A 23,254-nucleotide genomic window follows, 5' to 3' on the forward strand; every position below is an offset into this window, starting at 1 on the left:
TTATCGTCAGTCACTGACGATAGCCCGTAAAGACAGTGACTGACAATCCTCCGGTATGCTGGTCCCATGGCTGGCAGCAGGAAGGGCGTGCGTCTTCGACTCCAGAGGGCAGCGCTGGATCTCTATGCGGAACGCGGGTTCGACCGGACCACGGCCGCGGACGTAGCCGCTCTCGCGGGCGTGACCGAGCGCACCTACTTCCGCCACTTCCCCGACAAGCGCGAGGTGCTCTTCGACGGGGACGCCGAGACGCGGACAGCGCTCGTTGATGCCGTGTCGAGCGCGTCGGCGGGGCTGTCCCCGATGTCGGTGCTGCTCGAGGCCTTCCTTTCCGTCGTGCCAATGCTCGAGAGCGACCGGACCGTCAAGGAGCTCCGGCATCGGGTCATCGCCTCGACCCCTGAGCTGCAAGAACGAGAGCACATGAAATGGGCTCTGCTCACTGATGCCCTCGCCGAAGCGCTTGAACGACGCGCTGTACCGCAGGGCCTCGCTTCGCTTGCCGCGGCCTGCGGTACAGCGGTGCTCACGCGCGTGCGGCGTCAGTGGCTCGCCGGATCTCAGCGCGACTGCGGCGACTACGCGACTCTTTTGACCGATGCCTTCGCGGACCTCGGGCTGCTCGTCACCGCTCGCGACGAATCGGGCCGGCCATCGCCTTGCCTGGCGAGTTCCAGCCACGGGTGAGTATGTCGAAGATTTCTTCGACGGCGGCGAGCATCACCACCAGATCAGATCGACCGCGATCCGGCCCGGGTCGTGCCCGGTGCCACGCGGCCGCAGCCCGCACAGCGCCTTCGTGAACGCCGCGGTCAGGCCGGTGGCATCGGCGCGATCGGCCGACAGACGGGACCCGGCGTGGCTGACTACCCCGCGACCGTCCGCCGAGACGACCAGCTGGGGACGTGACCCGGTAGTGTGCACGCAGAAAGTGCCTTCCACCGGTGGTGACAGAGACCTTGGACAAGCCTCATCATCCCAGCTCAGCAGGCACTTTCGTGTCCCGATCAAGATCCGGACACCACCGTAAACGAAGCGCAGAGGTCAGGCCGTGGTGGTTGCGGTGCGGTAGAACTCGGCTGCGGTGACGGTGGCGGGGACGCCGAGTTCGGCGGCGACCGCGGTGATCGCGCTGGCGCCGACGGAGAGGTCGGCTCGGCCGTCGGTGGTGTAATACGGCGCGATGAACGTCTCGTAGTGGGCTTGGGCTTCGTCTTTGGAGTGTCGGCCGAAGAACGACTGGATGTAGCGCACCGTGGTGTCGGGATCGTCGTGGATCACCTGCAGCGCGCGCCGCTGGGCTCGAACGACGCCTTGGATCGCGGGGCCCTGCGGGTCGATGTAGGTGGGGTCGACGACCACGCCGACGGTGGGGATCCGGAAGTGGTCGCCGACCCAAGCCAGTACCTGGTATCCGTACTCGGCGGCTATCGCCTCGGGTGCCATGGTGCTGCCGACGTAGGCGGCGTCGATCTTGCCCTCGTGCAGCCAGCGCAGGTACATGCCGTAGTCGCCGGGCGGGCGGACGATGGTTTCGAGGTCGCGGTCCGGGTCGAGGCCGGCCTGACGCAGCGCGATCCGGGCGAAGCATCCGGGCGGAGTCTTGGGGGAGTGCACCGCCAGCCGTTTGCCGGCCAGGTCGGCCAGTGAGGTCAGGCCGTCGCGTCCGAGAAACCAGAACAGTGGGCTGTGGGTGTTGACATGCAGAGCGACCCACGGTGTGCCGGTGGTCAGTCGGTGCAGCAGCGTTCCGCCGACCCCGATGACGGGGGAGCGGCGCTTGCGCTCCATGTCCCAGCCGGTGCCGTCGCGCAGGGCGACGTGGACGTCCTCGGCGGCGTAGAACCCCTCCTGGTCGGCGATGTAGGCGACGAGTTCCTCGTGCAGGCCCCGCCCGACGTAGGCGAGATCAATTTGGTGCATGATTTCCTCTCCCTGATATGTGACCGCCGTTGTGGCCTCGTGTGACGCGGTACCGCCTTGTACAGGCGGTACCGGGCAGCGGCTAGTACATGGCCATTCCGCCGTTGACCGCGGCCGTGGTTCCGGTCATGAAGGAGTTGTCGTCGTCGGCGAAGAAGGCGACCACCTGGGCGACGTCGAGCGGGTTGGCCAGCCGGCCCATGGGGGTCGCAGCGACCTGAGGCTTTCTGGTCTCCTCGGCGAGGAACTTCATGGCCATGCGGGTTTCCTCGACCGGTCCGGGCTCGACTATGTTGACCGTGATGCCGCGCGGGCCCAACTCCTGGGCGAGGTAGCGAGCGAACTGGGTCAACGCTGCTTTGGCCGTGCCCAGTGCGATCATGCCCGGCCGGGGCCGGCGGGCCAGTCCGGCACTGAGGTAGATGATGCGTCCCCGACCCTTTTCCGTCATGGCAGGCAGTACGGCGTTGGTGACCGTCCACCCCGCACGCATCTCGTCGTTGACCTTGCCGCCGAGCTCTTCCCACGTCATGTCCTGGAAGGACTTGACCACGTACGGGGTGAGCGCGTTGTGTACGAGCACATCGATGCTTCCCCAGGCCTCACCGACCTGGTCGAGCAGGCGCTGGACGGCCGCCGGTTCGCGCACGTCGGCCTGCACGGCCATGGCCTCGCCCCCCGCGGCCTGGATGTCGGCCACGACCTGCTTGGCCGCATCGGCGGTGGTGAGGTAGTTGACCACCACCCGCATTTCTCGTGCAGCGAGAAGGCGCGCGGTGGCTGCGCCGATTCCGCTGCTGGCACCTGTCACGAGTGCCACTCTGCTGTTCGCCTCAGTCACGGGATCATCTCCTGTTCGTCATCGACGACCGTTGATGTGGCCGCCTTGAATCGTTCATCGTCGATGTCGGGGTGTGCTGCGCGGATCGCCCCGTGCAGCACGGTGTCGACGGCCGCCCGCGGCTGACTGGCCGCGGGCCGGCGAGTTCGCGCGGCGACCGCGCGTTGGCCGGCCGCTACAACGCGTCCGATCAACGGCCGCGATCGACGTGATTGCTCTGCCCGATACAGGCAGTGGTGGCAGCACGCCGAGGGGCGGCACGACGCCGACCCGCGGTCGGCGGCCCGGAGACCTCTGAACTGTCATGGAGGCACCGGCACGAACAACGGCCGCGGTCAGATCGCGCGCCAGGACCTCCTCCACCATGGTCTTCGCGTCGCCGAAGAGCACCTGGGAGGTGTCGCGGAAGAACTGCGGGTTCTGCACCCCGGTGTAGCCCGCGGCCATCGAGCGCTTGAACACGACGGTGTCCGCCGCCTCCCACAGCACCTCGGTGTCGATGCTTGTCATGGGCGCCACACGGACACCGAGGTGTTGATGGAGCAGGGGTCATACGCTGGCTCGTCCAGAAGCGGATATGCGGCGTCTTCCGCTCACTGTGAGTTGAGGATCGCTTCGATGTCGATGCTTATCGAAATCTTGTCTCCCACGACGACACCGCCGCCGTCCAGCGGCATGGCGATGTCGATGCCGAAGTCGGCGCGGCTGATCTCGGTCGTGGCCGAGAAGCCCGCCCGGTACCCGCCGTACGCGTCCGGCCCGAAGCCTTCGAGCGACGTCGCGAGTGCGACGTCCTTCTTGACGCCGTGCAGATCCAGCGTCCCGTCGATGATGTAGTCGTCGCCCTTGGCCCGGATACCCGTCGAGGTGAAGACCATCGCCGGGTACTTCTCGGTCTCGAGGAAGTCCGCCGACTTGATGTGGTTGTCACGCTGCGGGTTGTTGGTGTCGATCGACGCGAGGTCGATGGTGACGGTGACGCTCGAACCGAACACGTCGTCGCCGGTGACGATGCCGCCCTCGATGGTGCTGAACCGCCCGCGCACCTTGCTCACCATCATGTGGCGAACTGTGAAGGAGACATCCGAGTGGACCGCGTCGATGGTCCAGGTGCCGATCTTGTAGCCGGGGATGCCGGTCGCGAGCTCTTTGCTCATTTTCTGCCTGCTTTCCTCTTGATTGTCGATCTTGACTTCGCCACGGTTCGCCGTGCCCTGTATGCGGCCTGTCACCTGCTGCAGAACCGCCGACGCCGAGTCCGTGTTGTCGCCGCGCCATGCCACGTGCTGGTCCGGCCTGACCAGCACGAGCGGGGAGGCGTACTTCGCGAGGGCCCGGCGGTTGGTCAGGACGAGCGTCGAGAGCGGGATCCCGAGGGATTCCGCAGCGGCCTCGAACTCCTTCGACTCGGCCTCGAAGCCCTCTCGTGTCACCAGGGTGAAACCACTGGAGAACTGGTCGTAGAGCGACGTTCCGTCCGTGAGCCGCACGTGCGGAGCGCGGTGCCCGGGCTTGGACGAGACCTGGTACGTCGTCGAATCCCACGGTGCGACGACGGAACCGTCGTCCACGATCACGTCACTCACGTACCGGTTGTCGACCGTGGTTCCGCGCACGACGTACTGCAGCCTCGTGCCCTGCCACAGCTTGTCGCCCCACTTGCGCCGCCGCGTCTCGGCCTTCATGGTCGGGGCCTCGAAGTCGACCCTCGACATCTCGGCTTCGACGGCCATCGTCGTGCCGACCAGGCGGGCGATGTTGGCGGAGGCCAGTGCGGCGTTCTTGACGGCGATGGGTCGCCTCTCCGCCGTGTAGCTCTCCAGGAGCCCGTCGCCCGCCCAGCCCTGGAGGACCGCCGCGAGCTTCCAGCCGAGGTCCACCGCGTCCGCCAGGCCGGAGTTCATGTTGTGGCCACCGGCGGGGGCATGCAGGTGGGCGGCGTCGCCGGCCACGAAGAGCCGGTTCGCACGGTAGGTCTCCGCCACGAGTTCGTGGATCTTGTACGCACCGATGTACGTGAACTCGAACGGGCGGTCGGAGCCGATGACGCGGCGGGCGATCGCGTCCGTGTTGATCTTCGACACGTCGACGTCGACCGGGAACCCCGGGATATGGGCGCAGAACGCGTCGTCGCCGATCGGAACGATCGTCGCGCCCCCCTGCGGATGCGACAGACTCGTGAAGGCGGCGGGGGAGATCTTGGTGTCCTCCAGCAGCCCCGGGACGCGGAAGTGCAGGAGCAGAACGGCCGCGATGCCGCCCCTGCCCGAGCGCTCGATGCCCGCGGAGGTGAGCACCGTGCTCCATGCACCGTCGCAGCCGGCCACATAGTCGGAACTGATGCTCCGCTTCTCCTTCGTCTCGCTGTGCTCCAGCTCCACGACACACCCGGACTCGTCCTGGGTGATTTCCTTGACAGTCCACCCGCCCACGTAGTGGCCACCGAAGCCGATCAGCTTCTCGCGCAGAATGCGCACCGTGTCGGGCTGCATGATCACCTGGGCGCTCTCTCCGGTGTCATCGCCCTCCTCCGTGGCCCGGAACTCGAATCCGTCACGGAAGTGACCGAGCTCCTTGCCCGTGAGCGAAGTGGCGTAGGTGATGCCCTTCTGCCATGCCCGGGGCGTCGTCGATGCACTGCGCAGCTCATCTGCGAAACCCCACCGGTGCATGTGCTCGAGCGTCCGCGAGTTGAGGAGCATCGCCTTCACGGGAACGGTCGGGAGTTCCGCGTTCGTCTCGACCACAACGCAGTCGATCCCGCGAGATGACAGTTCGATGCCGAGCGCACTTCCGACCGGACCGCCCCCGACGATGAGTACCTGCGTCGACGTCGGCAACGCGTCGTTTGCGACCGATTTCCTCATGCGATTCTCCTAAATTCCGACCTTGCGTCATGAGACCCGCTCGCCTCTCGGGTGCCGTGCAGAACAGCAAGACATACGCGACTTGCTTCATGATCAGTCGTTAGTAGGACAAGCCGGACGCGGCGCCCGAGGGTGGCATACGAGGGTGCGCCGTGGATGTTCAGGCATGGACGGATGAGCCGCGGGTGCCGTTCGACGTGGCTTGCTTGCTAGCGCTGCGTGTGCCGTGCCGTGCCGTGTTGTGCCGTACGCCTGCGCCGGTGTCGCTCTGCGGCCCGACGGGGCATAGAGGCGCGACCTGCTCCCCTTCTCCAGCATCGTGAAACACTTGAAGGTTCTGCGTCGCCAGACCGTAGCACGATGATGCGGCATTGAGGAGGGTTGTAAACGTCTCTTCCTTCAACGTGCAATATCAGTTAGCGTCCATGCGAAAGAATGTTGCATGTTGAACAGCGCCCGCCAGATTTTCGCACCGCATTCTGCGTTCTTGCTGATGGGAGAGGTCGTCGCGTGAGAAACCTTGACTCCTTGTTCGAACCTCGTTCGGTGGCAGTGCTGGGCGCATCGCGCCACGCCGGCAAGCTCGGCGCGGCCATGGCGCGCCAGCTGGCCTCGTTCACCGGCGAACTGAGCTTGATCAACCCGCGCTTGTCGGGTTCCGATCCGGCCTTCTACCCAAGCATCGAAGCGGCCGCGAGTTCGAAGGGCTCCGCGCCCGAGCTCGTGATCGCCTGCCTGCCCGCCTCGGCGACCGTCGGGGCCCTCGCGGAGGCGGCCCGTACGGGCTGTCGTGCCGCGGTCGTCTGCTCCGGGGGCTTCGTGGAGGTCGGTGGCTCCGGAATCCAGCTGCAGGAGCAACTCGCCCGGATCTCCGGTGATACGGGGATGCGCATCCTCGGGCCCAATACGTCGGGATTCATCGCCCCGGGCCGTTCCCTGACGGCGAGCTTCGTTCGCGGGGCGGAGGAGATCCTGCCGGGTACGGTCGGTCTCGTCGCCGCGAGCGGCGGAGTGAACCACGCGCTGGCCTTCGCGCTGTCATCCGCGGGCGTCGGCGTCGAGCTGGCCGTTGGCCTGGGCAACGCGGCCGACGTCACCGCGGCGGACGTCGTCGACCACCTTGCCGACTCGCCCACCGTACGGTGCATCGCCCTGCACGTGGAGACGATCCCCGACGGTCCGGCACTCCTGGCGGCCGTCAGCAGGGCCGCCCTGCGGGTGCCGGTGGTCGCCCTGGTCGTAGGGCAGGCCGACGTCGGCGATTTCGCGCGCTCGCACACCGGGGCACTCGCCACGTCGTGGCGGACGACCCGTGCGGCACTGAGCCAGGCGGGTGCCGTCCTGGTCGATGACGAACGTCAGCTGATCGACGCGGTGAGCGCCCTCTCCCTGACGCGCCTGCCGGCGGAAGCCGGGACGGGCGTGCGCGTCGGCCTCGTCACGGCCCAGGCGGGACCGGGACTGCTGATCGCGGACGGGTTGCGCTCGTCCGGCATCGACATTCCCACGCTCGGCGAGGGGACGACGAGCGCCCTCTCGAATCTGCTGCCGCCCCTCACCTATCAACTCAACCCGGTTGACACCGGACGGCCGGGTGAGACGTTCACCGAGGTGGTGAATGCGGTCGGCGCCGATCCGTCCGTCGACCTGGTCACCGTGTACGGGCTGCTCGAACCCGATGCCGTGGACCTCGCGAAGTGCCTGGTGGACAGCGACCACGACGCGGTACCCGTCGTCGCCGTCGTCGGCGGGCTCGCCGACCAGATCGACGAGACGCGCCGGCGCCTGCATGCCGAAGGGATTCCCGTGCTGGACTCGCCGGCGTCGGCCGTCGCGGCGGTACGCGCACTGCGGGACGACGCGAGGGCGCTGGGCCGGCTGCGGCGCGCGAAGGACGACGCGCCGGCCCTGACTCCCCTCGTCATCACGGAGCGCCTCAACGAGCAGCAGCTCAAGTCCGTGCTGGAAGAGGCCGGGGTCACCGTCCCGGACAGCCAGGTGTGCGTGAACCGGGCCGAGGCGAACGCCGCTCTGCGCAAGATCGGCGCTCCGGTCGTCGTCAAGGTGCTGGAACCGGTGCTCGATCACAAGACCGACGCCGGCGGGGTCCATCTGAACGTCCGCACCGAGAGCGAGATGGAACAGGCCGTCGCGTCCCTCGAACGGATCGGGGCGAGCAGCCATCTGGTCGAAGCGATGGTTCCGTCGTCGGCCGAACTGCTCGTCGGGGCCCATCGTGATCCCGTGTTCGGACCGACGCTGGTGATCGGATCCGGTGGTGTGACCGCCGAGCTGCTCGCGGACGTTGCGCTGCGGAGGCCTCCCGTCGGTCCTGACGCGGTGGCCGGAATGATCGACGAACTGGCCCTCGCCCAGCTGGTGCAGGGCTATCGCGGGGCGCCCCAGGTGGACATCGCCGGACTCACCCGGATCTGCACGGTCCTGTGCCGCATCCTCGCGGGCAGCCCGGACGTCACGTCGATCGAGATCAATCCGGTCCTGGTGGGTCAGGACGGTTCTGTCGTCGCCGTAGATGCCGCGCTCTCCATTGTCGTGGGCTGACACACATGTCCAACATCGACCGTTCGCAGCACCAGGGGTGACCGTGGGATTGGGATTCATGGACCGGATCACGTCGCTGGAAACGAGGGACGACGTGGCAAGACCTTGCCGCTTCGCATGGCGGACGCCGTTCTTGACGGTCGGCACCCGCGTGACGGCCGCCCCCAGGAGGAGTGCCTGAGATGACAAGTCGTCCGAAGACCACGACCGACGTACTGATCGTCGGGGGCGGGGTGTCCGGCCTGACGGCTTCGCTGCTGCTCAGCCAGGCCGGCGTGGAGCACGTCCTGGTCGAGAGGCACGACCGGACGGCCCTGTTGCCCAAGGCCCACATCATCAACCAGAGATCGATGGAGATCTACCGGGGCCTCGGCGTCGCCGACGAGATCTACGCGCTCGGGGCTCCCGCGGCGAACATGTCGCACATCGCGTGGATGACCTCGCTGACGGGCCCCACCGCGCTGCACGGCAAGGTGATAGGCCGGGTCGACGCGTGGTCGGGCGGCGACGAGTACGCCGCGCGCAGCTCGTGCCGGGCCACGAACCTGCCCCAGTTGCGTCTGGAGCCGGTCCTGCGCCGCCGTGCCGAGTCGTCCGATCGCGCGAAGATCCTGTTCGATCATGAATTGACGGCATTCGACCAGACGTCGGACGGTGCTCACGCCACGGTTCTCGACCGGCAGCGGGATCAGAACATCGAGGTCGAGGCGCGGTATGTGATCGCCGCCGACGGCGGCCGCTTCCTCGGGCCGGCGTCCGGAATCCTGATGGAGGGCGAGCGCGATCTGCTGGACATGGTGAGCACCCACTTCAGTGCGGATCTCTCGTCCTACTGGTCGGACGAGTCGGTGGTCATCTCCTTCTCGACGAATCCGGACGGCGAGGGCTCGCTCGGCAGCGGCGTACTCCTCCCGATGGGTCCGGACGCCTGGGGCGCGAAGTCGCCGGAGTGGCAGTACCACTCGGCGCTGCACAGCGGCGACCCCGACCAGTTCGACGACGAGCTCATGATCCAGCGCATGCGCGAGATGCTCGGACTGCCGGATTTCCAGCCCCTGATCCATTCCATCAGCCGGTGGTCGTTCGAAGGCGTCCTGGCGGACCGGTACAGCTCCGGTCGGGTCTTCTTCGTCGGCGACTCCGCCCATCGGCATCCGCCGAACGGCGGGCTCGGCCTGAACACCGCTGTCGGGGACGTCCACAACCTCGTGTGGAAGCTGGCTCTCGTGCTGCGCGGCGGCGCGGGTCCCGAGCTGCTCGACACCTACGAGCAGGAACGGCATCCCGTCGGTGCCGCCGTGGTGGACCGGGCGCTCAGCAACTGGCGCGCGCACATCGGAATCGACCAGGCGTTGGGCGTCTCGAGCGCCGAGAACTCGCAGGGCGGCTGGGCGGCGCTGGAGGAACTCTTCTCCGACACCGAGGGGGGCATCAAGCGCCGGCAGGACGTCGACCAGGCGATCGCGGCGGCCTCCCGGGAGTTCGTGGGCCAGGACGTCGAGCTCGGGTACCGCTACGGCGGCCGGGCCGTGCTCGGCGAGGCAACCGACAGCGGACACGACACGACAGCCGTGTTCGACTCCACCATCCGGACGGGTGCCTGCGTCTCGCACGCGTGGCTGCAGGACCGGGACACCGGCACGGACGTGTCGACCCTCGACCTCGCCGGCGGCTCCCACTTCACCCTGTTCGTCGGTCCCGACGCCGTACCGCAGTGGACGGACGCGGCGGCACACGCGACACGCGAACTCGCCCTGGACGCACGGGCTCTCCAGGTTCACAGCATCGGACCCGCCGGCTCCGCGGCGCGTTGGATCGACGCGTCCGGCGCATGGAACCAGGCGGGTGGCCCCACCGGGTCCGACGCCGTCCTGACCCGTCCGGATCGTCACGTGGCGTGGCTCGGCCGCGGCGTGACCGATCCGGCCGGACAACTGATGCACGCACTGTCCGCAATTCTCTCTCGCGACATCTAGGAGACACCTGATGCGACTTGCCACTCTCTCCATCGGAGACACCACCGCCGCCGCGATCGTCCTCGGGGACGGTACGGCGCGGGTACTGGGAAGCCGGAGCAACCCGGCCTTCGCCGATGTCGGCGCGGTGATCCGCTCCGGCGCGCTGGACGGCGGCCTCGACGAGCTGGCCGCCGGGCCCGGTGAGGAGATCAGCTTCAAGGACGCCGAGTTGCTCGCCCCGGTGCTGGAGCCGGGCGCGGTCTTCTGCGTCGGCCTCAACTACCGTTCGCACATCCTCGAAATGGGACGGGACCTGCCGCCGGCGCCCACCATCTTCGACAAGCTGCCGCGCGCGCTGACGGCGCCGTACGCGGATGTCGTCGTGCCGACCATCGCGAGCGAGCGGCTGGACTACGAGGGCGAGCTGTGTGTCGTCATAGGAGGTGGGGGCCGCGACATCCCCGAGTCCGAGGCGCTCGACGCGGTCGCCGGATACTCGGTCTTCAACGACGTGACGATGCGTGACTACCAGACGCGGAGCATGCAATGGTTCGCGGGCAAGTCGTGGCAGGACGCCAGCCCGTGGGGCCCGACCCTGGTGACGCGCGACGACTTCGAGGGATCCGACCACGAGCTCACGGTGACCGTGAACGGCGACGTGCGGCAGCGCGCCGAGACCAGCGACCTCGTGTTCGACGTCGCACGCCTGGTGAGTGACCTCTCGACGATCGTCGAGCTCTACCCGGGCGACCTGATCGCGACCGGCACCCCGGGCGGGGTCGGCGAGGCCATGAACCCCAAGGGATATCTGCAGGACGGTGACGTGGTCGAGGTCACGATCACCGGCCTCGGGTCGCTGCGCAACACGGTGCGAGTCAAGTGACGTACCCGAGTCCGAGTCCGGCGGAATATGGAAGTGAGGACGAGTCATGAGCCGCAAGGTCATCATCTGTGTCGCGCCCACCGGGGGCATGGCGCAGAAGGCGCAGAACCCGAATCTGCCGACACAGCCGCTCGAGATAGCCGAGACCGTGGCGCGCTGCGCCGAACTCGGCGCGAGCATGGTCGCGGTCCACGCGCGACGCCCGGACGACCTGGCGACCTGCGACCCCGAGATCTACGCAGAGACGAACCGCTTGATCCGCGAGCGGTGCGACATCATCGTCAACAACTCGACCGGCGGCGGGATCACCGGCGACATGTTGAAGGAGGTCGGAAACGGCCTGGTGGAGCTCGACTTCGACGAGCGGCTGCGGGGAGCCGACGCCGGCGCCGACATGGCCACGGCAGATTGTGAGACGCAGTTCGCGCAGTTCAACGGCCAGGAGATTCTGGTCAACACGTCACCGCAGCGATCCGAGCAGCTCGTCGCGCGGCTGAAGGAACGGGGCTTGAAGCCCGAATGGGAGGTGATGTCTCCCTGCCACATCGTGCAGGACTGCACTCGGCTGATCAACGCCGGATACGACAGTGCCCCCTACTTCTTCAACATCGTGCTGGGGATGGACAAGGCGTTCCAGGGTGCGCTCCCGTACACGCCGAAGTTCCTGGAGATGATGGTCGACTGCTTGCCGCCGGGGTCCGAGTTCTGCGTCTCCGCCATCGGGCCGGCGCAGCTGCCCGCGACCACGCACGCGCTGCTGCTGGGCGGCCACATCCGGGTCGGTCTCGAGGACAACCTGTACTACAGCCGCGGCCGGCTGGCCACGAACGAGGAGCTCGTGGCCCGCGCCGTCCGCATCGTCACCGAACTCGGCCTCGAGCCCGCGACCGCCGAGGAGGCCCGGGAAATCCTGGGCCTGGCTCGTAACGCGACGTCTGCCGCAGCCGGCAGCGGAACCGCTCGTTGAGGAGAATCGCATGTCACTGCACAGGCTGACGGGCCTGACGATCGGCGTTCCGAACGTCGATCGGACCGCCCGGTACTACGACGACTTCGGGCTGCGCCCGGTCGATGAGAGCGGCACGGACATCGAACTGCCTTCTGTCATCCCCACGGACGGCATCAGGTTCGCCACCCACGACGGCGGTCAGCAACTGACCCTGGTCCACTCGCCCCGGCGCCGGCTGGTCGGTCTGGGCGTGGCCGCCGACGACGAGGACGACCTGGCGCGGATCAGCGAGTCCTTGCGACGGCGCGACCACGAGCACGAGCTCTCCGGGGACACCCTGCGCACGTCCGAGCCGGGCGCGAACATCTGCGTCGAGGTGTCCGTGGCCGGGCGGATCGACCAGACCCCGACACCCTGGCCGGTCACGAACGGTCCGGGCCGCGAGGACCGGGTGGATCACCGCGCCCCCGCGTTGGCGCGGGAGGGCAGGGTGCGCCCGCGCAAGCTCGGCCACGTGGTCATCGGTTCGACGAACCGGGAGCTGACCCGCGACTTCTTCCTCGAGGGGCTGGGCTTCAAGGTCAGCGACGAGGTCCCGGGCCTGGCGTCCTTCATGCGCTGCAGCTCGGACCACCACAACGTCCTGGTGCAGAGCGCCCCGATCGACTTCCTGCACCACACCGCGTGGCAGGTCGACGATGTCGATGAGGTCGGCCGGGGCGCGACCGAGATGTTGACCAAGGATCCGTCTCGGCACGCATGGGGACTCGGCAGGCACCACATCGGATCGAACTTCTTCTGGTACCTGCGCGACCCGGCCGGCAACTTCTCCGAGTACTACTCCGACATGGATTGCATCGTCGATGACGCGGTGTGGCGGCCGGAGGTCTTCACCGGCCCGAAGGGCCTGTACAACTGGGGGCCGCCGCCGCCGTCCGACTTCATCGAGCCCTCGGACGTCGCCGAAATGCTCGCTTCCGTTCACACCGGCTGACCGCGACCTGCCGCGTTCACGCCCACGTACTGATGAGGGGAAGTCATGCCGAACGAGGCACAGACAGACTTCGAGACGACGGCGAGCTCGGAGAAAGAGGCGCAACTACTCAGGTCTCTGTATGCGGACTTCGAGTCAGCCTCCCTGACGCCGCTGTGGACGCAGCGGGAGGGACTGATGCCGATGCGTCCGGAACCCGCCGCCGTCCCGGCCGTATGGCGTTGGTCGACCCTGTATCCCTTGGCACAGCGTGCGGGCGAGCTCGTGCCGGTCGGCCGCGGGGGTGAGCGGCGCGCGATCGCCCTGCGAAACCCCGCCATCCCGGACGAGCCGTATGCGACGCCGACGCTGTGGGCCGCCATCCAATACCTGGGACCCTGGGAGGAGGCCCCCTCCCATCGGCATACCCAGACCGCTTTCCGGTTCGTGATCGAGGGTGAGGGGGTGTGGACCAACGTCGAGGGCGACGCGATCGCGATGTGTCGGGGCGACCTCCTGCTGACGCCGAGCTGGCACTTCCACGAACACCACAACAGCACCGGCCAACCCATGGCCTGGATCGACGGCCTCGACATCCCGTTGGTGAAACAACTCGACGCGGGATTCTTCGAATTCGGCCCCGACGAGATGAGCACCCACGCGACACCGGCACGGTCGCGGAACGAGATGCTGTGGGGTCACCCGGGCCTCACACCGATCGGTGCGCGCGCGGAAACCCGGTCGACGTTGGCGGCGTACCGCTGGATCCACACGGACAGGGCTTTGAGCGAGCAGCTCGAACTGGAGCTTGCCGGACATCCGGTCACGGTCGAGCCAGGGCACGCCGCGGTCCGATACACGGATCCCGCATCGGGCGCGGACGCGCTGCGGACCATTCGAACGGAGTTTCACCGGCTCCGGGCCGGCACCGTCACCCGGACCAGCCGGACAGTGGGTTCGTCGGTATGGCAGGTGTTCGACGGCGAGGGCACGGTGACCCTCGGCGACAGGCGTGAAGTCGTCACGCGAGGCGATCTGTTCGCCGTGCCTTCATGGGTTCCGTTCACCATCGAGGCCACGTCCTCGTTCGACGCGTTCCGATTCTCGGACGAGCCCGTGTACGAGGCGCTGGGGCTCGCCCGCACCGACCTGCAACCGCGGACCTGACCAGGCGATGGACGCAACCCTGAGAAACCGGCTCGTATGGTTCGCCGAGGGTGAAAGCGCGCTCATGCGGGCCCTGATGGATGCTTCGCTGGACCTGGACGCGCCGAGCAGGCTCAGCGGATGGCGTAGGCGCCACGTAGTCGCCCACCTCATCGGGAATGCGGATGCCCTTGGCAACTTGGTCCACTGGGCCCGCACGGGCGAGCCGCGCGCGATGTACGCGAGCCCGGGCGCACGCCAAGAACAGATCATGAAAGACGCGGAGAAAGAAGATGTTTGGCTTATCAGCGCATGCCGCGACGCGATCCATCGGCTGTCGGAAGCCGTGTACACGCTTCGCGGGCCGCAGTGGGACGCCCTCGTGCGCACCGCGCAGGGGCGTGAGGTACGTGCCGCGGAAATACCGTGGTTGCGAACCCGCGAATCGTTCATTCATTCGTTCGATCTGAACGTTGGGTTCGCGCTGGAAAAACTCCACCGCCCATTGGTCGACGCGCTGCTCGACGATGCCGTCGCGAACTTCAACAGACGGAGGGAACCCCCCGCGGTACTCCTGATTCCGTCCGATCGGGAAAGAACGTGGTCGATCGCGGATGACGACGCCGATCGCTACCGGGTAGAGGGTACGGCCGCGCAGATCCTGAGCTGGCTCATCGGTCGGCCTCCCATGCGGCTTGAGGCCCGGAACGGATATCCGGTCAACGCCCCGCCGCTTCCGACCTGGCTGTGATCGGGCTACGGATGGTCCGGGGATCGATGGTCAGATTCCCGGACCACTCCCAACGAGCGGCTATTCGATGGCCGACACCACGGCTTCGTAGTGCGTCCACGCCTTCTCCTCCAGCAATTCGTGCGCCTCGTTGAAGAGGGCACGGGCGTTGTCTCCGAGCCAACCTGCGGGCTGCAGTTCCCGAGGCAGGTCAGGATCACGGTACGGGAACTGGCGATAAGCGTGCACAAGCCTGATTCTCGAGATGAAGGCCGTCGTCGGATCGATGTGGCCCAACCGGTATTCCGGAATGGTTTGCCGCAAGTCCCGGATGAAGGCCTCATAGTCCCGGTTCAGGGTTTCAAGGTCCCAGCAGCGTGCTGCGATAGAGCGGTCGGTCGCGAGGTCGGGAGCAGCCATGCTCAGCAGATCGAGCCGCGCGTTCGGCAGCGCGGCACCGATGTTGGCGACGTCGTCCAGGCGCGGATGCGGCGAGACCCAGGTAGCCGGTGCCAGAGGGCCGAAACCGAGCCACGACAGGTCCTTGCGAAGTTGTTCCCGAGTCGGCCGATCCCCTTCGGGGACCGTGTAGATGACCATCGACCAACTGCCCGTCCAGGATGGGGGCCCTTGCCTGAAGATACGCCGGCGCCCTTCGTCAAGAGTCCGCAGACATTTCACCGTCAAGCCATATATGGATTCTCGGCCCTCTCTTCTGACGGTCAACCAGCCTTCTTCGCGCATTCGCCCCACCATCACCCGCATCGCCGGTCCGGCGATCCCGAATTCCCCACCCAAAGCGACCAGTGCCTTGAGGCGGATCTCGCTGCCACGGTGGCGAACATAATCGCCGAGCAGATCAATGATGAGTGCGCGGGGCTTAATGTCTGGCATGAGCCGAGATTCTATCATCCAGCCTTGTCCTGAATGTAATCTGTCGCCTGCGTGTAGGCGACGATGGACCGCATCGCGCCGCGAATGATTGGGCCTATGACGGCAGGTGCGTCCTCTGCGCGTGCGTGGAGGACGACCGGCGATGATCGCAGGGGGCGACGTATCCGTGATGTTGCCGCGCTCGAGCAGATCCAGTTGTGGAACTCGCGGCTCGATGCGCTGCCGGCGCGCGGGCGGGCACGTGCTCGGCCGGGAACCCCGTGCGGCTCCGGAGAGCGAGCGACGAAGGCCAGGCAGCCCGCGGCGCTTCGGCGGCGCCCCCGTTCCACGAAACTTGTCCCCGAAATCGGGGCGGCCTGTGGAGCGGCCCCCAGAAAATGAGGCGAAATGTCGACGCGGACCAAGAATCGAGCGATTCTCGAAGGAGGATTCGGCGTCATGCTGCGCGCTCCGACGGGTTGCAGATAACGAAGGTCTCTTACTGGTCGAGGCCTGCGGGAGCGTAGAGGATGGGGACGGCTTCCTGGCCCACCCTCTGTTCCTCGCGCTCGCCACGGGCAGGCAGACACAAGGCTGCAAGGACTTGGTTCGGGCCTGTGCACTCGTTGCGGGGGCATTGCCGGATGAGCTGTATCGAGACCTCTTCACCGCTCTGGACCGTAGCGAGGCGGTGCTCAACTCCTCACTGACTTGCGCGACGGCATCGGGCAGTTCGGCCCGGTGAGGAGCGCTCGTGACCCCTCGCGGCAAAGGCTAAGACGTCATCTCATTTGGTGAGTCTGCGGTAGCAGATGAGGGTGCAGGCGATGCTGGTGAAGGCGCGGAAATGGTCGGCTTTGCGCTCGTAGCGGCGGTGGAGTCGCAGTCCGGCTTCCCGGAGGTTTTCAGCGCCCGTCGCCTAGCGTCAGCATGCACCAGTCGCGCATCTAGACGCATCGCTCTAGCCTGGATTTGTGTGGACTTCTAGCGGGTCGAGGGAGCAAGTGGTGCGACCTTGTTTTTTGAAAGCGCGGCGTATCCATATACCGCTGGGCTAGAGTTTGCCGAGGTAGGTCATCATGCGCGTCCGAAAGACGTTTGTAGCTACGGCGGCAATACTGACGTTGATCGGGAGTGTTCCCGCGGCATCGGCAGCCACAACGCCGCGTACCGCCCAAGGAACCGCTGCTGGGGTCGCGCCCGACTTGGTGCTCCCCGCGGCAACACTCAGCCGTACAAGGCTCACCGTGCGGTGGGACGGTCGCGTGTTCATACTGACGGCCTCATGGAAGATCCACTACACCGCAAAGAATATTGAGGATCAAACCACATACCAGACTTGGGCAGACATATGGGAGCTAGACGACTCCCAGAATGACCTCCTCGCGCAAGGCGGCGGGAAGGCGGTCGCCCTCAAACCACGAGTGCAAGACCATAACGTGACGCAGACGTTCACTATGAACAGAGCAGCGATCAACACCGAGATCGGAGACGAGGAAGTCTTCGCCAAGGCTTGGGTCTTCAACACCAAAACCCAGGAAATGCTTAAGCTGCCGTCCTTGTCCGTCAGTGTCGATGACTAAGCAGTCATCTCATTTGGCAAGCCTGCGGTAGCAGATCAGGGTGCATGCGAGGCTCGTGACGGCGAGGAAGTGCTCAGCCTTGCGCTCGTAGCGACGATGGAGACGACGGCATCCAGCGAGCCAGGCCGTTGGGTCGGCCGCGCGGCGAGGTGCCTGCCGTGGCAGGTCCTGTTACGCGCGGCCTCCCGCCGAACCGGACATGACGGTTTCCCGGTCATCCGGCTCTCCAGTGACTACGGCGTGAGTGATTCAGGCTGCTCGCGCAGGACACACAGCGCCGTTTCGGTGATCTGCATTTCGCATACCTCCCGGGTCTGATGTGTCCGAGTCACCTGGCCCCCTTTGCCCTGTGGACGGTTTTCCTGTCCTCCCTGGCCGGTCGTGACTCCGGCGACTACTACGGGGCCTCCGTCGCCATAGGACTCGCGCCCCGTAGGCGATCCCACGTTCGTCCCTGTCTGTACGTTCTAGCGCGACACAGGCGTCCCACTCATCTCCTTGAATGCCCTCGCTGGGCATCGCTCCGCACCCCGGAGGTGCACGGGGGCACGATCGAACCCCGTGCAGGGTGCGGCGCCGGTTTCAGCTGTCCTTCCGGCGGATGAGAACTTGCATCTGCTGGAGATTGGGCTTCAAACAATCCAGTCTTCGCCATATCGCGCGGGCCGCCCAGCACACCGTCTCCGACAACTGAGCCCAGTCACTGGTTTCCTGACATGTTGTTGTCCCCTTCACCTTTCGGATCCAGGTAAGTCATCCGGCCCAGGAACCTCCTTCCGAGTCCCTCCCGGCTGAACCGGGGATACAAACAGAGCGCCTCGTGGCGCACATCGTGCGCTCGATGGTCCAGCGGTGCCGACCGAGCCGCTGCGAGGTCTCGACTCCCTTGCGGGCTATGCGGTGCCGGATACCCCGCTGGGATAACCATCGCCGCAGGTGGGAGTAGTCGTAACCCTTGTCGGCGTGCAGTTTGCCGGGCTTGCGCCGACGGGGACCTCGCCGGGATCGGACCGGCGGTATGCCCTTCACGAGCGGGATCAGGGCCTGGCTGTCGTGGACGTTGGCACCGGAGATGCCGGCAGACAGGGGTAGACGGGTCCGCTCGGTGATCAGGTGGATCTTCGAGCCGTACTTGCCCCGCTCGACAGGATTCGGACCCGTCAACTCCCCTTTTTTCAGGGCCCGCATGTTCACCGAATCGATCGCGCAGTGAGACCAGTCCGGGTCTCCGCGAGCTCCGAGTTCGTCGAGGACCAGGCGGTGCAGCTTGGCCCACACGCGAGCCTTCGTCCATTCCGTGAACCGTCGGTGAGCTGCCGCTCCGGACGGTCCGAACGACGACTTCGGCAGCTGCTGCCACGTGCAGCCCGACGTCGCCACGAACACAATCGCCGCCAGCACCTCACGGTCGCCTGCCGGCGCCGGCCGCCACCCTGAGGCCGCGATGGCGCCTCCGGCGCGACCGGCTGGAATAGTTCCCACAGCTCGTCCGGCACCAGCCGCTCAATGATCCCCACCACAGCCGACAGCCTACTCAGCCAAATGAGATGACCTCTAAAGAAGCTGTTGTCTTTCCGGAAGTGATCGCTGCGTTTCCGCTGATCGGGCATGAGATCGGTGATTCGGTGGGAGTGGTGGCCTGTCGGGTTGTCGTTCTCCGGGAGGTCGCGGGTGCCGACGGTGGTCGGACTGCTGGAACAGCACGTGCTGGCTGCCCGTCGTCGAGTCGACGGGCAGCGTGAGGAGGCCGACCGCATCCAGGCCGAGCTGGTCGCGGCCGAGCAGGAATGGCAGGAATGGGTGATCGCCCGAAGACGGGTCGATAGGGTGCTGGCTCCTGACGGCGGCAGCCCCGCGGACACGGAGATCACCCCGGATCCGCAGGACGCGGACACGAAACCGGCGTCCCAGGATGCGGCGAAGCCGAAATCGCAGGTGCCGGTGTGGCGCCAGGGGCTGGCCTGGTCGGTGCTGTCGGCGGACTACCAGCGCGTCCTCAAGGCGCTCGCGGACCGGTCCAGGCTCCATCAAGGGCCACTGACCTGCCAGGAGATGGCCGCAGAGTTCGGAATGGAAGTGGTGCCGGCGCGGGTGGAGGCACTGCGGTCGAAGGTGAAACGCCTGGTCGCGCGCGGCTGGCTGGCCGAGCCCGTGCCGGATCGGTTCACGTCGGCTGCGGGCGTGAACCGGGCCAGTCGGCGGGTCATGAGCAGGGTCATCGACCAGTAGGCCATCGCCTCGGCGCTGGTGGTGCGGCGCTCGTAGTCGCGCGCCAGGCGGCGGGTGCGCAGCAGGTGGGCGAAGAACCGCTCGACGATGCACCGCTTGGGCAGTGCCGCGCCGCCTCCGCAGCACCACGAACCCCTTGTGGCCGTCGCTGCGTTTGACGATCGTCAGGACCAGCGCGAGAGCGGCCGGGCAGCACTCGACGAGGCTGCCGGTGTGCAGCCGCCATCAGCCCAGACCAGGGCCAGCCGGTGGTGTGCTCGGCGACGTGCCGCAGCAGGATGTGAGCGGCGGTGCGGTCGCCAGTGTCCGCGGTGGTGACCATCACGCCCAGCAGCGGGCCGAGCGTGTCGACCACGACGCGCCGCTTGCGCCCGTTGATCTGCTTGCCGCCGTCGAAGCCGCGGCTCTCGGCGCCGACCACGGTGTCCGCCTCGACGGACTGGGAGTCGATCACACCCGCAGTCGGCTCCGCATCGCGGCCCGGCTTCTCGCGGACCATGGCGCGCAGCCGGGTGGAACTCCTTGACCAGGGTGTGGTCGCGCGAGCCGCGGAAGAACGCGTAGACCCGGTCCCACGGCGGGAAGTCGGCAGGCATCGTCCGCCACTTGATGCCATCGTCGACCAGGTAACGGATCGCGCCGAGTATCGCCCGGTGGCAATACGCCTCCGGCTGCCCGGCACCGGCAGCAGTGGCCGGACCACGGCCCATTCCGCGTTTGTCATGTCCGAGGGATACCGCCGAGCACGTACCGGGTGATCAGCCGCATTCCCGAACCGGTGAGTGACACAGTCACACGTCGGTGCAGCCGAGTTGAACTCCACCAGCGCGAGCGCGTACGACTGCGGCAACAGGGTCTCCCGAATCTCGGTTGGCTTCGCAACCCCGAGCTACCAAGAGGCCCTGTTCTCATGCCCGCGGCCTGCTGCGATCACGCGATCGAGACTCCCAATCGACCCGCACCCTTCAAGATCGGAACGACAACAGCTGCTTATTAGACTGCCGGACTACCGAACCAATGGCTGGCCGCCCGCGTAAACGCTTCACGGTCAGGGGCGCGATCACCTGCCCAGGCGACTATGCCGTCGGGTCGGACAAGCACGGCTCCGAATCCGAGGTCGTTTCTCGCTGGCCCGGTCACATACCGGATCCGGCTCACCCAGCCCGTCGCCGGACCGTGCAGGCGCCGGTCGATGCTGAAATCGAGCGCGACACCTCGTCCGTCCTGCATCAGGTCGCCGAGGCGAGTGCCATCCTCAAGACGAAAGTCCGGGGCGCTGCGGCCGACCAGCGGGTGCTCGCTGCCGAGGTCGTAGCGGTTCGACGATCCCGACACCCTCTCGAACACGTAGGTCGTTCCGTCACGGGTCCCGAGCAGGTCGAGGATCACTCGTTGCATCGCATGGGCATGCGGGTCCGGCCTCATGACCGCCACCTGCGCGCGCGACCAGTCGAGCACCTTTGCGCCGGTCGGATGGCGCTCGCGGGTGTAGGTGTCGAGAAGTCCGTCCGGCGCGTTCCCGCGCACGGTCGCCGCGAGCTTCCATCCCAGGTTCATGGCGTCACCGATGCCGGTGTTGAGCCCTTGCCCGCCGAGGGGGGAGTGGATGTGCGCGGCGTCGCCCGCGAGCAGGACGCGTCCCTGCCGGTAGGTCGTCGTCTGCATCGCCCGGTCGGTGAAGGTCGACGCGAGATGGACGTCGCTCAGTGTCACGTCGGTGCCGGACACGCGGCGCAGAACCGCCTGGAGATGGTCGCGAGTCGGCTGCTGCGAGCGATCGAACGCGCCGCCGTCAAAGTCCATCATGCCGATGTGCCCCTCCACTGGCGTCTGGAGGTACACGCCCATCGGCGTCAGGTTGAACCCGAACCCGGGCCGCAGCTTCTCGGGATCGGCGATGGCGGCGTGCATGGTGTAGCCGGTGAACTGGGGCTCGGTGCCGACGAATTCGAAGCCCGCGAGCCCACGCACCGTGCTGCGTCCGCCGTCGCAGCCGACGAGCCAGCGCGCCACGTACTCGTCCTCGCCGGCCTGTGCGACCACGCTCTCATCGTTCTGCGCGACGCCTGAGACCGTGACGCCGCGCCTGACCTCCACGCCGAGCTTGGATGCCCGCTCGGACAGCACCGTCTCGACCGCTTCGAGGCTTGTGAACACGCCCTCCAGTGCCGGGCTGGGAAGCCGGAACGGCAGGGCGGCGACGTCGACCTTCGCCGGATCGAGCATCATGCCGGCGAAGTGGCCCGCGATGCGAGGGGGCGCCGGTTCGTCCGAGTCGGGGTTCGCGCCGGGATCGTCGTTGCCGCCCGATGCCGTCAGCAGCGGGTGCAGCATTCCGCGCTGGTAGAACGCCGCGACCGACGCGGCGGACAGGCCCCGCATCCCGAGAGGGTTCGACTTCCACGGGGAGCCGAGCTCCGGCTCCCGCTCAAGCACCAGGACAGAACAGCCCGCGAGACCAAGCTCGCAGGCAAGAAACAGACCAACTGGGCCGGCGCCCACGATCACTACGTCATGCACGTGAGATCCTCTTTCCGAAACCAATCAGCCGGATGGGCACCGGCCGGATCTCTGGAAAGGTGCCAGGCCCCACCGACAGGCCGCCGATAAGCCGCCGACATCGGAGCGACAGCCGCCGATACGCCACCGACACCACGGCTACGCCGCCCGATCACCCCGGTCAAAGCGCCTATCAGCTCGTTGAAAACCGTGTCGTTGTACGGGCTGACCATCCAGAGCCTGCCCGAGGTGTTGGAAGGATGCATGGATCGACCACGACGGTGAACTAGCCATCATCGAGGGCACGTTGATCCGTCTCGAAGTCGACTGGCTGCCCGGCGACGCCGAGCTGTTGCCCGTCCCCGGAGATCCGTACCCCCGGGGCCGGGGACCGCTGGTCCTGGCTCGTCATCGCAGCGCACACCCGGCTCCGGCTCGTCCGCGCCGAACGCGACCACCTCTGACAATCACGCCCAGCAGCAGGCCGAGCGTGTCGACCACGACGTGCCGCTTGCGCCCGTTGATCTGCTTGCCGCCGTCGAAGCCGCGGCTCTCGGCACCGACGACGGCGTCCGCCTTGACGGACTGGGAGTCGACGGGCGTTGCCCCAAGGCTGGCGAGAAGACCCTTGCTGACTGGTCAGCCGGTGGTCCGGTGGCCTACGTGGAAGCTGAGTACTTCGGCCGTGTGGGCGAGCAACGGGCGGCAGTGTGGGATGGCAGCACGATCATGCTGGGACCGCTCCACGTGGAGGAGAGCCAGCCGTTTCCGTCTGCTGGCAGTCCGATCTCTCAGGCGCTGCGGCGGTTGGGCGTAGCGGTAAGCGCCGGCGAGGACGAGTTCTCAGCCGTGGGGTTGGACCGGCATCGAAGCGGCGAGGCGTGGATTGCCTGACGCGCGGCTTCTGAATTCCCGCACTCACGGGCAAGTTCCTGGCTCCGCTCGCGGAATGTGCCTGTGAGTGCGAGAACCTCGTGCGCTCGCCGTTCCGTCCGATGCAGAGTGCTCACCTGCGTACTTGCGCTGATGTGACGGCCGTATCTCTCGGGGGAACCCGCGTGAACTCCAGTTGGCAGCAGGGCCTCGCTGCGCGGCACCCGCTTCGTCTCGCGGCGGCGGCGCTTCTTCTGGGGGCGCGGTATCACTGCCTCCAGGCGCCGGGCAGCCGGTCGGGGCGCTGCGGGTAGCGGAGGCCGGGCCGGTGGAGGCAAGGCCGGCCCATCCGGCGGCGCGGTCTG

16 protein-coding genes and 7 pseudogenes are annotated in these 23,254 nt (G+C 67.0%); 11 read left to right on the forward strand and 12 right to left on the reverse strand.

The features are described from left to right. Positions 1-66: 66 nt before the first annotated feature. Positions 67-687: a TetR/AcrR family transcriptional regulator gene (locus ACIRA5_RS35545; protein ID WP_403698041.1), complete on the forward strand. Its 621-nt coding sequence runs from the start codon at positions 67-69 to the stop codon at positions 685-687. A gap of 45 nt (positions 688-732) precedes the next feature. Here the strand turns inward: ACIRA5_RS35545 and ACIRA5_RS35550 are convergent. The 5 genes and pseudogenes from ACIRA5_RS35550 to ACIRA5_RS35570 all read right to left on the reverse strand — a co-directional run. After that, positions 733-942, reverse strand: a pseudogene (locus ACIRA5_RS35550) (IS1380 family transposase); the annotation flags it as partial. Positions 943-1,044: 102 nt separating this feature from the next. Continuing rightward, positions 1,045-1,923 (reverse strand): ABC transporter substrate-binding protein, encoded by an 879-nt coding sequence (locus tag ACIRA5_RS35555; RefSeq protein ID WP_403698043.1) that lies wholly within the window; start codon positions 1,921-1,923, stop codon positions 1,045-1,047. A gap of 82 nt (positions 1,924-2,005) precedes the next feature. Continuing rightward, complete coding sequence (locus ACIRA5_RS35560; protein WP_403698045.1) at positions 2,006-2,734, reverse strand: SDR family NAD(P)-dependent oxidoreductase; 729 nt, start codon at positions 2,732-2,734, stop codon at positions 2,006-2,008. An 84-nt stretch (positions 2,735-2,818) separates the two neighbouring features. After that, entirely contained in the window at positions 2,819-3,274 is a 456-nt protein-coding gene (locus ACIRA5_RS35565; RefSeq protein ID WP_403698047.1) for an NAD(P)(+) transhydrogenase (Re/Si-specific) subunit beta, read from the reverse strand. Between the two features lie 83 nt (positions 3,275-3,357). After that, complete coding sequence (locus ACIRA5_RS35570; RefSeq protein ID WP_403698049.1) at positions 3,358-5,631, reverse strand: FAD-dependent monooxygenase; 2,274 nt, start codon at positions 5,629-5,631, stop codon at positions 3,358-3,360. Between the two features lie 546 nt (positions 5,632-6,177). Between ACIRA5_RS35570 and ACIRA5_RS35575 the strand changes: the two genes are divergently transcribed. From ACIRA5_RS35575 to ACIRA5_RS35605, 7 genes are all read left to right on the forward strand, one after another. Next, the gene (locus ACIRA5_RS35575) at positions 6,178-8,193 is read left to right on the forward strand and encodes an acetate--CoA ligase family protein (protein WP_403698051.1); all 2,016 of its coding nucleotides are present in this window, start codon (positions 6,178-6,180) and stop codon (positions 8,191-8,193) included. A gap of 182 nt (positions 8,194-8,375) precedes the next feature. Continuing rightward, on the forward strand, positions 8,376-10,169 hold the full coding sequence (locus tag ACIRA5_RS35580; protein ID WP_403698053.1) for an FAD-dependent monooxygenase: 1,794 nt from the start codon (positions 8,376-8,378) through the stop codon (positions 10,167-10,169). A 10-nt stretch (positions 10,170-10,179) separates the two neighbouring features. Continuing rightward, positions 10,180-11,034, forward strand: a complete 855-nt coding sequence (locus ACIRA5_RS35585) for a fumarylacetoacetate hydrolase family protein (protein WP_403698055.1) — start codon at positions 10,180-10,182, stop codon at positions 11,032-11,034. A gap of 46 nt (positions 11,035-11,080) precedes the next feature. Beyond that, positions 11,081-12,001, forward strand: coding sequence for a 3-keto-5-aminohexanoate cleavage protein (locus tag ACIRA5_RS35590; RefSeq protein WP_403698056.1), 921 nt, complete (start codon positions 11,081-11,083; stop codon positions 11,999-12,001). 10 nt (positions 12,002-12,011) lie between these two features. Then, positions 12,012-12,977 (forward strand): VOC family protein, encoded by a 966-nt coding sequence (locus ACIRA5_RS35595; protein ID WP_403698058.1) that lies wholly within the window; start codon positions 12,012-12,014, stop codon positions 12,975-12,977. Between the two features lie 45 nt (positions 12,978-13,022). After that, positions 13,023-14,123, forward strand: coding sequence for a cupin domain-containing protein (locus ACIRA5_RS35600; RefSeq protein WP_403698059.1), 1,101 nt, complete (start codon positions 13,023-13,025; stop codon positions 14,121-14,123). 7 nt (positions 14,124-14,130) lie between these two features. After that, entirely contained in the window at positions 14,131-14,853 is a 723-nt protein-coding gene (locus tag ACIRA5_RS35605; RefSeq protein WP_403698061.1) for a maleylpyruvate isomerase family mycothiol-dependent enzyme, read from the forward strand. Between the two features lie 60 nt (positions 14,854-14,913). Here the strand turns inward: ACIRA5_RS35605 and ACIRA5_RS35610 are convergent, their stop codons facing one another. Together ACIRA5_RS35610 and ACIRA5_RS35615 are read right to left on the reverse strand one after the other, a co-directional pair. Further along, a complete protein-coding gene (locus ACIRA5_RS35610) occupies positions 14,914-15,726 on the reverse strand; it encodes a PaaX family transcriptional regulator C-terminal domain-containing protein (protein ID WP_403698063.1) in 813 nt (270 codons plus the stop codon). A gap of 766 nt (positions 15,727-16,492) precedes the next feature. Continuing rightward, positions 16,493-16,588 (reverse strand): annotated as a pseudogene (locus ACIRA5_RS35615) (IS5/IS1182 family transposase); the annotation flags it as partial. A 196-nt stretch (positions 16,589-16,784) separates the two neighbouring features. On the opposite strand from ACIRA5_RS35615, the gene ACIRA5_RS35620 reads away from it, so the two are divergent. Next, positions 16,785-17,288, forward strand: coding sequence for a hypothetical protein (locus tag ACIRA5_RS35620; RefSeq protein WP_403698065.1), 504 nt, complete (start codon positions 16,785-16,787; stop codon positions 17,286-17,288). A gap of 828 nt (positions 17,289-18,116) precedes the next feature. Here the strand turns inward: ACIRA5_RS35620 and ACIRA5_RS35625 are convergent. After that, positions 18,117-18,808 (reverse strand): annotated as a pseudogene (locus ACIRA5_RS35625) (IS5 family transposase); the annotation flags it as partial. A 151-nt stretch (positions 18,809-18,959) separates the two neighbouring features. Here ACIRA5_RS35625 and ACIRA5_RS35630 point away from each other — a divergent pair. After that, positions 18,960-19,497, forward strand: a pseudogene (locus ACIRA5_RS35630) (hypothetical protein). Between the two features lie 6 nt (positions 19,498-19,503). Here the strand turns inward: ACIRA5_RS35630 and ACIRA5_RS35635 are convergent. The 3 genes and pseudogenes from ACIRA5_RS35635 to ACIRA5_RS35645 form a co-directional block, all read right to left on the reverse strand. Beyond that, positions 19,504-20,133 (reverse strand): transposase, encoded by a 630-nt coding sequence (locus ACIRA5_RS35635; RefSeq protein ID WP_403698151.1) that lies wholly within the window; start codon positions 20,131-20,133, stop codon positions 19,504-19,506. Further along, positions 20,096-20,227: pseudogene (locus ACIRA5_RS35640) on the reverse strand (IS5/IS1182 family transposase); the annotation flags it as partial. The gene ACIRA5_RS35635 and the pseudogene ACIRA5_RS35640, both read right to left, overlap by 38 nt. Before the next feature lie 283 nt (positions 20,228-20,510). After that, complete coding sequence (locus ACIRA5_RS35645; RefSeq protein ID WP_403698067.1) at positions 20,511-22,037, reverse strand: FAD-dependent monooxygenase; 1,527 nt, start codon at positions 22,035-22,037, stop codon at positions 20,511-20,513. A 235-nt stretch (positions 22,038-22,272) separates the two neighbouring features. Here ACIRA5_RS35645 and ACIRA5_RS35650 point away from each other — a divergent pair. Continuing rightward, positions 22,273-22,459, forward strand: a pseudogene (locus tag ACIRA5_RS35650) (transposase); the annotation flags it as partial. 19 nt (positions 22,460-22,478) lie between these two features. On the opposite strand, the pseudogene ACIRA5_RS35655 reads toward ACIRA5_RS35650, so the two are convergent. After that, positions 22,479-22,622: pseudogene (locus tag ACIRA5_RS35655) on the reverse strand (transposase); the annotation flags it as partial. Positions 22,623-23,254: the final 632 nt, after the last annotated feature.

The organism is Streptomyces sp. NPDC096311 (assembly GCF_044763085.1).
Lineage (GTDB): Bacteria > Actinomycetota > Actinomycetes > Streptomycetales > Streptomycetaceae > Streptomyces.

Excerpts from the sequence above, each read along its gene's own strand:
- ACIRA5_RS35585 (WP_403698055.1), top strand. The coding sequence starts at position 10,180 with ATGCGACTTGCCACTCTCTCCATCGGAGACACCACCGCCGCCGCGATC.
- ACIRA5_RS35600 (WP_403698059.1), top strand. The coding sequence starts at position 13,023 with ATGCCGAACGAGGCACAGACAGACTTCGAGACGACGGCGAGCTCGGAG.
- ACIRA5_RS35605 (WP_403698061.1), top strand. The coding sequence starts at position 14,131 with ATGGACGCAACCCTGAGAAACCGGCTCGTATGGTTCGCCGAGGGTGAA.
- ACIRA5_RS35580 (WP_403698053.1), top strand. The coding sequence starts at position 8,376 with ATGACAAGTCGTCCGAAGACCACGACCGACGTACTGATCGTCGGGGGC.
- ACIRA5_RS35595 (WP_403698058.1), top strand. The coding sequence starts at position 12,012 with ATGTCACTGCACAGGCTGACGGGCCTGACGATCGGCGTTCCGAACGTC.
- ACIRA5_RS35570 (WP_403698049.1), bottom strand. The coding sequence starts at position 5,631 with ATGAGGAAATCGGTCGCAAACGACGCGTTGCCGACGTCGACGCAGGTA.
- ACIRA5_RS35635 (WP_403698151.1), bottom strand. The coding sequence starts at position 20,133 with ATGGCATCAAGTGGCGGACGATGCCTGCCGACTTCCCGCCGTGGGACC.
- ACIRA5_RS35555 (WP_403698043.1), bottom strand. The coding sequence starts at position 1,923 with ATGCACCAAATTGATCTCGCCTACGTCGGGCGGGGCCTGCACGAGGAA.
- ACIRA5_RS35620 (WP_403698065.1), top strand. The coding sequence starts at position 16,785 with ATGCGCGTCCGAAAGACGTTTGTAGCTACGGCGGCAATACTGACGTTG.
- ACIRA5_RS35565 (WP_403698047.1), bottom strand. The coding sequence starts at position 3,274 with ATGACAAGCATCGACACCGAGGTGCTGTGGGAGGCGGCGGACACCGTC.
- ACIRA5_RS35545 (WP_403698041.1), top strand. The coding sequence starts at position 67 with ATGGCTGGCAGCAGGAAGGGCGTGCGTCTTCGACTCCAGAGGGCAGCG.
- ACIRA5_RS35590 (WP_403698056.1), top strand. The coding sequence starts at position 11,081 with ATGAGCCGCAAGGTCATCATCTGTGTCGCGCCCACCGGGGGCATGGCG.
- ACIRA5_RS35610 (WP_403698063.1), bottom strand. The coding sequence starts at position 15,726 with ATGCCAGACATTAAGCCCCGCGCACTCATCATTGATCTGCTCGGCGAT.